Source organism: Massiliimalia timonensis, assembly GCF_900186585.1.
GTDB classification, from domain to species: Bacteria; Bacillota; Clostridia; order Oscillospirales; family Ruminococcaceae; genus Massiliimalia; species Massiliimalia timonensis.
In genome coordinates this window covers 706850-721858 of record NZ_FYDD01000004.1, presented here as the reverse complement: position 1 = coordinate 721858, position 15009 = coordinate 706850, and the positions used below count along the sequence as shown (strand labels likewise).

The 15009-nt window shown below is 49.3% G+C and carries 7 protein-coding genes and 1 pseudogene; all 8 read right to left on the bottom strand.

From position 1 onward, the window contains the following. Window positions 1–56: 56 nt before the first annotated feature. A pseudogene (gene nrdD, locus CIB36_RS11200) lies at window positions 57–191 on the bottom strand (anaerobic ribonucleoside-triphosphate reductase); the annotation flags it as partial. A 46-nt stretch (window positions 192–237) separates the two neighbouring features. Beyond that, window positions 238–2553, bottom strand: coding sequence for an anaerobic ribonucleoside triphosphate reductase (locus tag CIB36_RS11195; protein WP_093989621.1), 2316 nt, complete (start codon window positions 2551–2553; stop codon window positions 238–240). Window positions 2554–2859: 306 nt separating this feature from the next. Then, entirely contained in the window at window positions 2860–4059 is a 1200-nt protein-coding gene (gene tuf / locus CIB36_RS11185) for an elongation factor Tu (protein WP_093989619.1), read from the bottom strand. Window positions 4060–4168: 109 nt separating this feature from the next. Further along, entirely contained in the window at window positions 4169–6250 is a 2082-nt protein-coding gene (fusA, locus tag CIB36_RS11180; RefSeq protein WP_093989618.1) for an elongation factor G, read from the bottom strand. 88 nt (window positions 6251–6338) lie between these two features. Continuing rightward, window positions 6339–6809, bottom strand: coding sequence for a 30S ribosomal protein S7 (gene rpsG, locus CIB36_RS11175; protein ID WP_178085729.1), 471 nt, complete (start codon window positions 6807–6809; stop codon window positions 6339–6341). Between the two features lie 129 nt (window positions 6810–6938). Further along, on the bottom strand, window positions 6939–7364 hold the full coding sequence (gene rpsL, locus CIB36_RS11170; protein WP_093989616.1) for a 30S ribosomal protein S12: 426 nt from the start codon (window positions 7362–7364) through the stop codon (window positions 6939–6941). A 217-nt stretch (window positions 7365–7581) separates the two neighbouring features. Further along, window positions 7582–11133 carry a DNA-directed RNA polymerase subunit beta' gene (gene rpoC / locus CIB36_RS11165; RefSeq protein WP_093989615.1) on the bottom strand — a complete coding sequence of 1184 codons (3552 nt, stop codon included), beginning with the start codon at window positions 11131–11133 and terminating at the stop codon, window positions 7582–7584. 71 nt (window positions 11134–11204) lie between these two features. Continuing rightward, the gene (gene rpoB / locus CIB36_RS11160) at window positions 11205–14972 is read right to left on the bottom strand and encodes a DNA-directed RNA polymerase subunit beta (RefSeq protein WP_093989614.1); all 3768 of its coding nucleotides are present in this window, start codon (window positions 14970–14972) and stop codon (window positions 11205–11207) included. Window positions 14973–15009 lie beyond the last annotated feature (37 nt).

Sequence of the window (15009 nt, the reverse complement as noted above, 5' to 3'; positions counted from 1 at the left end):
TCTTTTCATAAAAACAGCCGTTTCAATCACAGATCAAAACGGCTGCATTTTTTTAGTTAGATTCTTTCCTGTTCGGTATTTAAGGAGTGTTTTACACGGTCATGTTCTTCTGCACGTTTGCCGTTATTAAAGCGGTCTACCGTACCAACCAAGTAACCGGTAATTCTTCTGATCCGTTCAAATCCGACGCCTTCTCCAACTTTTCCATTTACTACTTTTAATGTTCCATTCATGCTTCTATTCTCCTTTTACTGCGTGGCATAACTTATCGTTTTCTTCCAGGATTTCTTCCTCACTGCGATAATCCCTGAACACGCCTTTAAATTTATTTAACACCTCAACGTCAACGCCCTCACCCTCGTGACGGCCGCAGCGCGGACAAGTGTCGCCTATAATCCCCGTATATCCGCAAACTGGATCGCGGTCAACCGGATGGTTCACCGATCCATATCCGATCCCGGCTTCTTTCATACAGCGGATCACGCTTTCAAATGCTTCCAAGTTCTGGGTCGTATCTCCATCCAATTCTACATAAGAGATATGCCCGCCGTTTGTAAGCGCATGATACGGCGCTTCCCTGCGGATCTTATCGTATGCAGAGATCGGGAAATAAACCGGCACATGGAATGAGTTTGTATAATAGTCGCGGTCTGTGACCCCTTCGATCGTTCCATATTTTTGGCGGTCGATCCGGACAAATCTTCCAGAAAGTCCTTCGGCCGGCGTTGCGATCAAAGAGAAGTTTAGCCCCGTCTTTGCGGTTGCCTGATCCATCCGCTTACGCATAAATCCAACGATGTCCAATCCAAGGTTTTGCGCCTCCTGGCTTTCCCCATGATGTACCCCAATCAGGGATTTCAGGGTTTCTGCCAATCCGATAAAGCCCAGCGTTAAGGTACCGTGTTTTAACACTTCCCCAATCTCATCGTCCTCGCTCAACTGGTCAGAATCGATCCAAACGCCCTGTCCCATCAAAAACGGGAAGTTTCTTACCTTCTTTTTGCACTGGATCTTAAAGCGGTCCAAAAGCTGTTCGATCACTAAATCGATCATGCGATCCAGTTGTTCAAAGAAAAATTCCACATTCCCATTCGACTTGATCGCCAAACGAGGCAGATTGATCGAGGTAAAGCTCAAATTTCCCCTTCCGTTTACGATCTGACGGGTAGGGTCATACGCATTCGCAACAACACGGGTACGGCAGCCCATATAAGCGGCCTCCGTTTCCGGACGTCCTGGGACATAATACTGCAAATTAAACGGCGCGTCAATAAATGAAAAGTTCGGGAACAGTCTCTTTGCAGACACCCGGCAGGCCAGTTTAAACAGGTCGTAGTTCGGGTCGCCCGGATTGTAGTTGATCCCTTCCTTCACCTTGAAGATATGGATCGGGAAGATCGGCGTTTCACCATTCCCCAGCCCCGCTTCTGTAGCCAGCAAAATCTTTTCGATCACCAGCCGGCCCTCCGGCGAGGTATCCAAGCCATAGTTCAAAGAACTGAAGGGGATCTGCGCGCCGGCTCTGGAGTGCATAGTATTCAAATTGTGTACCAAAGCTTCCATTGCCTGATAAGTGGCCCGGTCTGTTTCGTGAACACTGTTTTTCACGGTAAACCGCTGAACCTTTTGGATCGTCTTTTGATCCAAAAATTTGCCCAAACGTTCCGCTTCTTCCTCTAAATAGCCGTTATCATTGGCGAATACAGGCATCAGGCCCGTTTCCTCTTTGATCAGCTTCAGAATATCATAAGCAGTCAGCTGCGGGTCTTCTAAGTCAGCCACAAATTCCAATGCTTTGGCTAAATTTTCCCTGTAACGCTTCGCATAAGTCTTGCGCACGCCCTTTGCCATGGCATATTCAAAGTTTGGCACGCTTTGCCCGCCGTGTTGATCGTTCTGGTTAGATTGAATTGCAATACAAGCCAAAGCGGAATAGGTCTGGATATCGTTTGGTTCCCGCAAATATCCGTGTCCTGTTGAGAACCCATGCTCAAACAATTTATCCAAATCAATCTGACAGCAGGTGGTAGTGAGCGTTAAAAAGTCCATGTCATGGATATGGATATCTCCTTCGATGTGCGCCTTTGCATGTTTTGGGTCAAGCACAAACATCTCGTTAAATTGCTTAGCTCCCTCTGAACCATATTTCAGCATGGTCCCCATGGCGGTGTCACCGTCAATGTTCGCATTTTCACGTTTCACATCGTTTTCCGCAGCGTCTTTAAAGGTCAAATCCTCATAAGTCTTCATCAAACGAGTATTCATTTCCCGGATCCGGGTACGTTCGGCCCGGTATAAAATAAATTCCTTCGCCGTTCTGGCATGGCCGTTTTCAATCAGAATCTTTTCTACAACATCTTGTACCTGTTCTACTGTCGGCGATTCCAAATGCATGGTATTTTCCAAATAATCAATGACCAAATCCGCCACATGCTCTGACTGGCTGTGATCTGTGCCGCCCAGCGCCTGGGCTGCCTGATAAATCGCGTTTACGATCTTTTCGCGATGGAATTCGGCTTCACGTCCGTCCCTTTTGATGATCTTTTGAATCATGGATAAGCTTCCTCTCAATTCCCCGGGAAATCCAAACTGCATACTACTGATAGTATATATTCCGGTTTATTTTTACAACATCTTGTGTTTCTGTTCTCTATTGTATCCCTCTTATCAGAAAAAGTCAAGGAAAAAATCAGAACTTTTTGATTTTCAGCATTCTTGACAATTAAGTATACTATTTTTGTGTATTTATATAAACCATCCGCCTTTTGCCATGCCAAACTTTGGAAGAAAAACGCAAAAAAAGCTGTTGCAGTTTCCTGCAACAGCTTTTTACGATCCATATGCTACACTGAAAATGGATTATTCCATGATTTCAGAAACAACACCAGAACCAACGGTACGGCCGCCTTCACGGATAGCGAAACGCAGACCAACTTCGATAGCGATCGGAGTGATCAGTTCAACGCTGATTGTAACGTTATCGCCAGGCATAGCCATTTCGGTGCCTTCTTCCAAAGCGATAACACCGGTAACGTCAGTAGTTCTGAAGAAGAACTGCGGTCTGTAGTTGTTGAAGAACGGAGTATGACGGCCGCCTTCATCTTTTTTCAGAACGTAGATCTGGCCTTTAAATTTGGTGTGCGGGTGGATGGTACCCGGTTTTGCCAAAACCTGGCCTCTTTCGATCTCGTTTCTCTGAACACCACGGAGCAGAGCACCGATGTTGTCGCCAGCTTCCGCGTAGTCCAGAATCTTTCTGAACATTTCGATCCCTGTAACAACAGTTTTTGCTCTTTCTTCGGTCAAGCCAAGAATTTCAACTTCGTCGCCAGTGTTGAGCTGACCTCTTTCAACTCTACCAGTAGCAACAGTACCACGGCCAGTGATGGTGAATACGTCTTCTACCGGCATTAAGAACGGCAGATCTGCTTTTCTTTCCGGAGTTGGGATATATTCGTCAACAGCATCCATCAGTTTGAGAATTGGTTCATAAGCTGGGTTGCTCAGATCGTCTGGAGCTTCCAAAGCCTGCAAAGCAGAACCAGCAATGATCGGAATATCGTCACCTGGGAACTCATATTCATTTAAGAGTTCACGGATTTCCATTTCAACCAGTTCCAACAGTTCTGCATCGTCAACCTGGTCAGCTTTGTTCATAAATACAACGATGTAAGGAACGCCAACCTGACGGGACAGAAGGATGTGTTCACGGGTCTGCGGCATCGGGCCGTCAGCAGCGGAAACGACCAGAATCGCACCGTCCATCTGAGCAGCACCGGTGATCATGTTTTTAACATAGTCGGCGTGGCCAGGGCAGTCAACGTGAGCGTAGTGACGGTTCTTGGTTTCGTACTCAACGTGAGCGGTATTGATGGTAATACCACGTTCTCTTTCTTCCGGAGCAGAGTCGATGTTAGCATAGTCTTTGTACTGAGCCATGCCCTGCAGAGCCAGAGTTTTAGTGATAGCAGCAGTTAAAGTAGTTTTACCGTGGTCAACGTGGCCGATTGTACCAATATTGACATGCGGTTTGGTTCTTTCAAATTTTTCCTTTGCCATTTGGAATTTCCTCCTTTGAATATCAAATCTAATAAAGTATCTCACTTAATTAGTATTGTAACAGTACTTTTTAAAAAATACAAGTCTTTTCGCAAAAAAGAATAAAAGATTAATCGTTTTTGCTTCTGGATGTCATGATCTTATCAGCAATTGATTTCGGCACCTGCATGTAGTGGCTTGGTTCCATAACATACTGTCCACGCCCCTGTGTCTTAGAACGCAGGTCATTGGAATAACCAAACATGTCAGACAGCGGAACAAACGCGTTAATCTGTTGAGCGCCAACCCTTGCTTCCATACCCTGAACCTGTCCGCGGCGGGAGTTAATATCGCCGATGACATCGCCCATGTATTCTTCCGGAACAATGACAACAACCTTCATGATCGGTTCCAAAATGACCGGAGCGCCCTTTCTCATAGCTTCTTTGAAAGCCATAGAACCAGCGATCTTAAATGCCATTTCAGAGGAGTCAACTTCGTGGTAAGAACCGTCGTACAGTTCTACCTTGCAGTCAACGACCGGGTAACCCGCCAGAACGCCTGCCTGCATTGCACCCTGGATACCAGCGTCAACAGCAGGAATGTATTCTTTCGGGATCGCACCGCCGACGATAGAGTTGATAAACTCATAACCAGCACCGGATTCATTCGGGGTAACACGGATCTTAACATGACCGTACTGACCTTTACCACCAGACTGTCTTGCATATTTGTGGTCAACATCAGCAGGCTGAGTAATGGTTTCTTTGTAAGCTACCTGAGGAGCACCAACATTTGCTTCTACTTTAAATTCACGCAACAGACGGTCAACGATAATGTCAAGGTGCAATTCACCCATCCCAGCGATGATGGTCTGCCCGGTTTCTTCATTCGTATAAGTTTTAAAGGTCGGGTCTTCTTCAGCCAGTTTTGCCAAAGCAATCCCCATTTTTTCCTGACCAGCTTTGGTTTTCGGTTCGATCGCCAAAGAAATAACTGGTTCTGGGAAGTCCATGGATTCCAGAATGATCGGATGCTTCGGATCACACAAGGTATCGCCAGTTGTGGTATTTTTCAAGCCAACAGCCGCGGCAATGTCCCCTGCATAGCAGGTTTCAATGTCTTTTCTGTGGTTTGCGTGCATCTGAAGGATCCGTCCGATCCTTTCATTGTTATCCTTAGAAGCGTTGTATACTTGAGTTCCGGCATTTACAAAACCGGAGTATACACGGAAGAAGCACAGTTTTCCAACGAAGGGGTCGGTCGCAATTTTGAACGCCAAAGCTGCAAACGGTTCATCGTCAGAAGAAGGACGTTCTTCTTCCTCATCGGTATCAGGATTGACACCTTTGATGTGCGCAACATCAGTTGGAGCAGGCATGTAATCAATAACAGCATCCAACAATTTCTGTACGCCCTTATTTTTGTAAGAAGTACCGCAGGTCACCGGTACGATCTCGTTAGAAATAGTACCTTTACGCAGAGCCGCTTTGATTTCCTCGACGGTGATTTCTTCCCCTTCGAGATATTTCATCATCAGCTCTTCATCCTGCTCAGCAACTGCTTCCAACAGGTTAGTACGGTATTCTTCTGCTTTTTCTTTCATGTCCTCTGGGATCCCGGTAACTTCCATATCCTTCCCAAGGTCATCTTTGTAAATAACAGCGTCCATTTCGACCAAGTCGATGATGCCGCAGAAAGTTTCTTCCGCGCCGATCGGCAACTGGATCGGGACCGCGTTACATTTCAGCCTGTCCTTCATCATGCTAACAACATTGTAAAAATCAGCGCCCATGATGTCCATTTTGTTGACATAAGCCATTCTTGGAACATGGTAGTCGTTAGCCTGACGCCAAACTGTTTCTGACTGAGGCTCAACACCGCCCTTTGCACAGAAAACAGTAACAGAACCGTCGAGAACTCTCAAAGAACGCTGAACTTCAACAGTAAAGTCAACGTGTCCCGGAGTATCGATAATATTGATACGATGGCCTTTCCAATAGGCGGTAGTCGCAGCAGAAGTAATGGTAATACCTCTTTCCTGTTCCTGAGCCATCCAGTCCATAGTCGCAGCACCGTCATGTGTTTCACCGATCTTACGGTTTACCCCTGTATAAAACAGGATCCGTTCGGTGGTGGTGGTTTTCCCTGCGTCAATATGGGCCATTATACCAATATTACGTGTTAACTCAAGTGATACGTCTCTTGGCATAATATCTCTTCTCCTTATAGTTCTACACTGGCAGCATCTGCCGCCAAACAATCACGCAGCCCCAAAATGAAAGGCGCGCACGGTATGATTACCATCTGTAATGTGCAAAAGCTTTGTTTGCTTCCGCCATTTTGTGGGTATCCTCACGTTTTTTGCAAGCGCCGCCGGTGCCGTTCATAGCATCCATAATTTCGCCGGCCAAACGTTCTTTCATGGTTTTTTCACCACGGTTTCTGGAATAAGTGGTCAGCCATCTTAACCCTAAGGTTTCTTTTCTTTCCGGTCTTACTTCCATCGGAACCTGGTAGGTAGCACCACCAACACGGCGGGCTTTTACCTCTAAGAGCGGCATAATGTTTTCCATGGCAGCATCAAATGCTTCCAGCGGATCCTTGCCGGTCTTTTCCTGTACGATTTCAAACGCACCGTACACAATTTTCTGCGCTACCCCTTTTTTCCCATCCAGCATGATGCTGTTAATCAAACGGGTAACCAAAGTGGAATTGTAAAGCGGGTCACTTAAAACCTCACGCTTTGCGATTTTACCTCTTCTTGGCATTTCGCTTCCCTCCTTCATAAAATGATATCATCGGTACTCGAAAGCAAATTTACTCCCGTTTTGCCACAAAGCGGTAACATTATCTATCAAATGCCACGCATTGGGCGAAAACTTCGTTTCAGGGAACAATTACTTCTTAGCACCAGCTTTTGGACGTTTCGCACCGTATTTGGAACGAGACTGGTTTCTGTTATTCACACCCTGGGTATCCAAAGTACCACGGATAATGTGATAACGACAACCCGGCAAGTCTTTGACACGTCCGCCGCGGATCATAACGACACTGTGTTCCTGCAAGTTGTGTCCAATACCTGGAATGTAAGCTGTAACTTCCTGTCCGTTTGTCAACTTAACCCTTGCTACTTTTCTAAGCGCGGAGTTCGGTTTTTTCGGGGTCATGGTTCTTACTGCTGTACATACGCCACGTTTCTGCGGAGAAGACTGGTCAGTGCTGACTTTCTTCATCGAGTTGTAACCTTTTTGCAAAGCAGGAGCGCCGGACTTCTGTTCCGATACTTTTCTACCTTTGCGTACGAGCTGGTTAAATGTAGGCATACTGCACCTCCTTAATCTAAAAAATAAGAAAATAGATTGAAGCATCAAAGTGCCTCAACCTATTTAATTTAACACTATTCTGCGCAGTTTGTCAAGAGGTCAGACGAAATAATTTAAAATTCATAACTTCGTCTATTTCCGCCACTTTTCACTGCTTTTGATTGTTTATTTTGTATATGAAGTTGACAGCGGAATTTCCGCTGTCAACTCAAATACTTTAATCCAGTTCTTCAAACGCACTGGCCATCGTTCCCTGCGGCGCAGCCGGCAGAACCTGTACGTTGCGGTAGCAGTCCATACCGGTTCCCGCCGGGACCAGTTTCCCGATAATGACGTTTTCTTTCAGGCCAACCAGCGGATCGACTTTTCCTTTGATCGCCGCTTCGGTCAGAACTCTCGTCGTTTCCTGGAAGGAAGCCGCGGACAGGAAGCTGTCGGTTGCCAGAGAAGCCTTGGTGATACCCAGCAGCACCGGCTGCACTTCCGCTTTCTTAAGCTCGGTTTCCCCGGCAGCGATCCGGCGTTCGATTTCCCGATTCTGGAGGCGCACTTCACTTCTGTCGGTCAAAGAGCCCGGCAGCAGGGTAGTGTCCCCAGCGTCTATGACGCGGACCTTTCTCATCATCTGTTTCACGATGACTTCGATGTGCTTATCGTTGGTATCAACACCCTGCATCCGGTATACCTTCTGTACTTCTGTGATGAGGTAGTTCTGAACTTCTTCCTCACCCAATACAGCCAGTACGTCGTGCGGGTTGATGGAACCCTCGGTCAGCGGCTGGCCTTTTTCTACCCAGTCGCCCTCCTGGATCTTGATCCGGTACCCGTATGGGATCTGGTACTGTTTTTCGTCCCCATCCGGAGCGGTAACAAAGAGGTTCCGGGTACGTTTGATCTCTTCAAAACGGGTTTTCCCGCTGATTTCAGAAATGATCGCCGCATTCTTCGGCTTTCTTCCTTCAAACAGCTCTTCGACCCTCGGAAGACCCTGTGTGATGTCTTCGGCGTTTGCGATACCACCGGTATGGAAGGTACGCATGGTAAGCTGGGTACCCGGTTCCCCGATGGACTGGGCCGCAATGATCCCAACTGCTTCCCCAACCGCAACAGGCTTGCCGTTCGCCAGGTTTCCGCCGTAGCACTTGCTGCACACGCCGGATTTGCATTCACAGGTTAAAATCGAACGGATCTTAATAGATTCAACACCGGCTTTTTCCAGCTTCGCAATATCCTTGTCAGCCAGCATCTTATCTTTGGATACCAAAACGCTCCCGGTCTGCGGGTCGATAAAGTCTTCCACCAGGTATCTTCCCTGCAAACGGTCAGCCAGCGGCTCGATCATTTCCTTGCCCTGTTTGATCGCGTAAACTTCGATCCCCTCATGGGTGCCGCAGTCGTGCTCCCGGACTACCACGTCCTGGGATACGTCGACCAGACGACGGGTGAGGTACCCGGAGTCAGCCGTTCTCAGCGCGGTATCTGCCAAGCCCTTACGCGCACCTCTGGAAGAAATGAAGTATTCCAAAATATTCAGCCCTTCACGGTAGTTCGCACGGATCGGGATTTCGATGGTAGTACCCGCGGTATTGGCGATCAAGCCGCGCATCCCGGCAAGCTGACGGATCTGGTTGATGCTACCACGCGCTCCGGAGTCAGCCATCATGTTGATCGGGTTATATGGGTCAAGGTTATCCTGCAGCGCCTTTGTCACCTTGTCGGTGCACTCGTTCCAGGTTTCCAGAACCAGCTTATAACGCTCGTCGTCGGAAATAAGACCCATTTCAAACTGTTCGATGATCTCTTCGATAGAAGCTTCCGCTTCTTCCAGATACTGTTTCTTCTGCGGCGGGATCGTCGCGTCGCAGACAGCAACGGTGGTCGCGCCCTTCGTTGAATATTTAAAGCCCAGCGCCTTGATCTTGTCAAGGACCTCGGAGGTCGTTGCTGTGCCGTGTGCTTTGATACACTTGTCAACAATTTCTCCCAGTTGTTTCTTCTTCACCAAGAAAGAAATTTCCAGATCAAACTGGTTTTCGCTGTTGGTGCGGTCTACAAAGCCAAGATCCTGCGGAATCGGTTCATTGAAGATCATTCGTCCCACTGTGGTGTCGATGATCTTGCTGATACGGTGCTCTCCAACCTCTTTGGTGACCCGGACTTTGATCTTCGCGTGGAGCGAAACGACCCCATCCTGATAAGCCATCAAGGCTTCGTTGAAGTCGCGGAAAACTTTACCTTCCCCTAAATCGCCGTCTTTTTCCATGGTCAGGTAGTAAGCACCCAAAACCATGTCCTGAGAAGGAACCGCAACCGGACGCCCGTCAGACGGTTTTAACAGGTTATTCGCCGCCAGCATCAAAAAGCGCGCTTCTGCCTGCGCTTCTGCGGACAGCGGTACGTGGACAGCCATCTGGTCGCCGTCGAAGTCCGCGTTGTAAGCGGTGCAGACCAGCGGATGCAGTTTCAATGCACGGCCCTCTACCAGCACTGGCTCGAACGCCTGGATCCCTAAACGGTGCAGGGTCGGCGCACGGTTTAACAGTACCGGGTGGGATTTGATGACGATCTCCAGCGCATCCCAAACCTCCGGGCGTGCGCGTTCCACCATCTTTCTCGCGCTCTTGATGTTGTTTGCCGTTCCCGTTTCCACCAAACGTTTCATGACAAACGGCTTAAACAGCTCTAATGCCATTTCTTTCGGCAGGCCGCACTGGTACATCTTCAGTTCCGGGCCGACAACGATAACCGAACGACCGGAATAGTCGACACGTTTTCCCAGCAGGTTCTGACGGAAACGCCCCTGTTTCCCCTTCAGCATATCGGACAGGGATTTTAACGGGCGGTTGTTCGGACCGGTAACCGGTCTTCCCCGTCTGCCGTTGTCGATCAGCGCGTCAACCGCTTCCTGCAGCATTCTCTTTTCATTGCGGATGATGATGCTCGGCGCATTCAATTCCAACAGCCGTTTTAACCGGTTGTTCCGGTTGATGACGCGGCGGTACAGATCGTTTAAATCGGACGTTGCAAAGCGTCCGCCGTCAAGTTGCACCATCGGACGGATATCCGGCGGGATGACCGGAACGACATCCAGGATCATCCACTCCGGACGGTTGCCGGAAACGCGGAACGCCTCCACAACCTCCAGCCGTTTTAACAGGCGTACCCGCTTTTGGCCGGTCGCTGTTTCCAAGTTTTCTTTGATCTCGGCAGAAAGCGCATCCAAATCCATTTCCTGCAGCAGCACCTTAATGGATTCCGCCCCCATACCAGCTTCAAAACCGTCACCGTATTTTTCCAGCATATCGGAATATTCTTTTTCTGTCAGCAGCTGGCCCTTTTCCAAAATGGTGTCTTTTGGGTCGGTGACGATATATTTTGCAAAGTACAACACTTCTTCCAACCGTCTTGGAGAAATATCAAGGATCAGCCCCATACGGGATGGGATCCCCTTAAAGTACCAGATATGCGATACCGGGGCAGCCAGTTGAATGTGCCCCATCCGTTCCCGGCGAACCTTGGAACGGGTCACTTCAACGCCGCACTTGTCACAGATCTTTCCTTTATAACGAAGTCTTTTATATTTTCCGCAATGGCATTCCCAGTCCTTGGTCGGCCCAAAAATGCATTCGCAGAACAGTCCGCCCCGTTCTGGTTTCAGGGTGCGGTAGTTAATGGTTTCCGGTTTTTCTACTTCGCCGTAAGACCATTCCAAAATCTGTTCCGGGGATGCTAAGCCGATTTTAATTGACTCGAATACGTTAAATTCCATATCTTAACCTCCATGATAGTGATCACCCAAACCGGGCTTTGCTCTTTCCTGTTCAGAATGCCAGTCAGCGATTAGAATGATTTGTCGGAATCATCCGCTTCGCCCGCCAAACTGTTAAAGAGGTCTGCGCCGAAATCATCGTCTTCCAGTTCAGGCTCTTCCACGGTGTATTCGTCTTCAATCTCCTCTGTTTCCACATAATCTTCGTCCATGACCGGCTGCAATACCATGTCGTCGTCATCGTCAAAGTGCTGTTTTAAGTCAATTTCATTGTTGTCCTTATCCAGCACCTTCACGTCCAAGCTCAGGGACTGAAGTTCCTTGATCAGTACCTTGAAGGATTCCGGAATGCCCGGAGCAGGCACGTTCTGGCCTTTGACGATCGCTTCATAGGTCTTCACACGGCCCACCACGTCGTCCGACTTCACAGTCAGGATCTCCTGCAAGGTGTAAGCGGCGCCGTAAGCTTCCAGCGCCCAAACTTCCATTTCCCCGAATCTCTGTCCGCCGAACTGTGCTTTACCACCCAAAGGTTGCTGGGTAACCAAGCTGTACGGGCCGGTAGAGCGGGCATGGATCTTATCATCGACCAAGTGGTGGAGCTTCAGGTAATACATGATCCCAACGGTGACCGGATTGTCAAACTGTTCCCCGGTACGTCCGTCGTAAAGGATGGTCTTTCCGTCCTCACGCAGCCCTGCTTCTTTTAAGCAGGCGCGGATGTCTTCCTCCTGCGCGCCGTCAAAGACCGGCGTCATGATCTTCCAACCCAGCGCCTTCGCCGCATATCCCAAGTGGACTTCCAAAACCTGCCCGATGTTCATACGGGAAGGTACGCCCAACGGGTTCAATACAATGTCCAAAGGCGTGCCATCCGGCAAGAACGGCATATCCTCCTGCGGCAAAATGCGAGAAACAACACCCTTGTTTCCGTGACGGCCCGCCATTTTGTCCCCAACAGAGATCTTTCTCTTCTGCGCGATATAGCAGCGGACGACCATGTTTACACCCGGGCTCAGTTCATCGGAGTTTTCTCTGGTATATACTTTCACATCCACGATGATCCCGTATTCCCCATGCGGCACGCGCAGGGAGGAGTCGCGGACTTCCCTTGCCTTTTCCCCGAAGATCGCACGCAGCAGGCGTTCTTCTGCGGTCAGTTCGGTTTCCCCTTTCGGCGTCACCTTACCGACCAGAATATCTCCGGAACGGACTTCCGCACCAATGCGGATGATCCCGTTTTCATCCAAGTCTTTGAGCGCGTCTTCCCCGACGTTCGGAATGTCGCGGGTAATTTCTTCCGGTCCAAGCTTGGTGTCACGGGCTTCGATCTCGTATTCCTCGATATGAATGGAGGTGTATACGTCGTCGCGGACGATCTTTTCATTGATCAAAACCGCATCCTCGTAGTTGTAGCCCTCCCAGGTCATAAACCCGATCAGTGCGTTCTTACCCAGGGAAATTTCCCCGTTGCTGGTTGCCGGTCCATCCGCCAATACCTGCCCCCTTGTGACCCGGTCGCCTTTGCTGACAATTGGGCGCTGGTTGGTACAGGTGCCCGCGTTGGAGCGCAGGAACTTGATGATTTTATAGGAGTGGCTTTCACCTTCATCGTCACGGATCACAACCTCGTCCGCACAGACACGTTCCACCACACCGTCATGTTTGGAAATAACAACAGCGCCGGAATCCACGGCAGCCTTGTATTCCATGCCGGTGGCGACGATCGGTGCTTCTGTTCTCAAAAGCGGCACAGCCTGACGCTGCATGTTCGCACCCATCAACGCACGGTTGGTATCGTCGTTTTCCAAAAACGGGATCATTGCGGTCGCAACAGATACCATCATTCTCGGGCAAACGTCCATATAGTCAACAGAATCCCGTTCTGTTTCCAAAATCTCGTCACGATAGCGGGCGGTGACCCTCTTTCTGGCAAAGGTTCCTTCTTCGGTCAGCGGCTCGTTCGCCTGCGCGACGATGAAGTTATCCTCCATATCAGCGGTCATGTAAACCACTTCGTCCAGCACAACGCCGGTTTCTTTGTCGACCTTGCGGTACGGCGCCTCAATAAAGCCGTATTCGTTGATCCGCGCAAAGGAAGCCAGATAAGAGATCAACCCGATGTTCGGACCTTCCGGTGTTTCGATCGGGCACATTCTTCCGTAGTGGCTGTAGTGTACGTCACGAACCTCAAACCCTGCACGGTCACGGGACAAACCGCCCGGCCCCAATGCAGACAAACGGCGCTTGTGCGTCAGCTCCGCCAGCGGATTGTTCTGATCCATGAACTGGGACAGCGGAGAAGAACCGAAAAATTCCTTGATCGCCGCAACGACCGGACGGATATTGATTAGCGCCTGCGGGGTAACAACATCCATATCCTGCGCCTGAAGGGTCATCCTTTCGCGAATAACGCGTTCCATTCTGGAAAAACCAATACGGAACTGGTTTTGCAGCAGTTCCCCGACAGAACGGATGCGGCGGTTTCCAAGGTGGTCGATGTCGTCCACAGTGCCTACGCCATAAGCGAGGTTATTGATATAGTTCACGCTTGCAAAAATATCGTCGATGATGATGTGCTTCGGGATCAGCTCGTTGATCCTCTCCTTCACCATCTGCGCGATCTCTTCCGCAGAAGAAGCCTTGTCCAGGATCTCCTTCAGGATGCAGAAGCGGACCTTTTCATACACCATGCATTCTTCGGTGTCAATGTCCACAAAGTTTTTGATGTCAACCATCCCATTGGACATCACCTTGATGGTGCGTTCGCCCTCTTCCACGGTAATCCAAGCGGAAGATACCCCCGCTTTTTCGATCTCCATTGCGGTTTCGCGGTTTATTTTCTGCCCGGCAGCCGCGATCACTTCGCCGGTCAGCTCGTTGACCACGTTTTCAGCCAAGACCTGTCCTACCAAGCGCGCGCCAATGGCCAGCTTTTTGTTGTATTTATAGCGTCCAACCTTAGAAAGGTCGTATCTGCGTTCGTCAAACAGAAGCGGGACAAGGTGCTTCACCGCACTTTCAATGGTCGGCGGTTCGCCCGGACGCAGCTTGCGGTACACCTCCAGCAGGGCTTCTTCCCCGTTTTTGGTGCCGTCTTTGTTCAGGATCGTGGTTGCAAGGCGTTCATCCTCGCCAAAGATCTCAAAAATTTCCGAATCAGAACCCTGATAGCTGGTAAGCCCCAAGGTAAAATCAGAGGATACGTCTTCCGCCGTCACATCGTCGCGCACCTTTAATAAAGCCCGCAAAAAGGTTGTGATCGGGATCTTGCGGTTTTTATCGATCCGCACATAATAAAAGTCGTTGGAGTCGGTCTCATATTCCAGCCATGCACCGCGGTTCGGGATCACGGTAGAGGCAAACAGCTTCTTCCCAGTTTTGTCGTAGCTGTCGCTGTAATAAACGCCCGGTGAACGGACCAGCTGGGAAACGATAACACGTTCCGCACCGTTGATGACAAAGGTGCCGCTTTCGGTCATCAGCGGGAAATCGCCCATGAAAATTTCCTGTTCCTTGATCTCCCCGGTTTCCTTGTTCAGCAAGCGGGCGGTAACACGCAGTGGCGCGGCGTAGGTTACATCGCGTTCCTTGCATTCTTCCACAGAATATTTCGGTTTATCTTCCAGTCGGTAGTCAATAAAGTCCAGTACCAGATTCCCCGTGTAATCCGTGATCGCAGAGATGTCACGGAATACTTCCTTCAAACCTTCCTTTAAGAACCACTGGTAGGAATTGACCTGAATCTCGATCAGATTCGGCATTTCCAGGACGTCGTCGATCTTAGAAAAGCTCATACGGGTGGTTGTTCCGAGCTGAACAGGCTTGACATTTACCATAGGCTTAATCACTCCATTCCTATATTTCAACACCAAA

Coding starts and splice junctions, on each gene's coding strand:
- CIB36_RS11195 (WP_093989621.1), bottom strand. CDS start 2,553: ATGATTCAAAAGATCATCAAAAGGGACGGACGTGAAGCCGAATTCCAT.
- tuf (WP_093989619.1), bottom strand. CDS start 4,059: ATGGCAAAGGAAAAATTTGAAAGAACCAAACCGCATGTCAATATTGGT.
- fusA (WP_093989618.1), bottom strand. CDS start 6,250: ATGCCAAGAGACGTATCACTTGAGTTAACACGTAATATTGGTATAATG.
- rpsG (WP_178085729.1), bottom strand. CDS start 6,809: ATGCCAAGAAGAGGTAAAATCGCAAAGCGTGAGGTTTTAAGTGACCCG.
- rpsL (WP_093989616.1), bottom strand. CDS start 7,364: ATGCCTACATTTAACCAGCTCGTACGCAAAGGTAGAAAAGTATCGGAA.
- rpoC (WP_093989615.1), bottom strand. CDS start 11,133: ATGGAATTTAACGTATTCGAGTCAATTAAAATCGGCTTAGCATCCCCG.
- rpoB (WP_093989614.1), bottom strand. CDS start 14,972: ATGGTAAATGTCAAGCCTGTTCAGCTCGGAACAACCACCCGTATGAGC.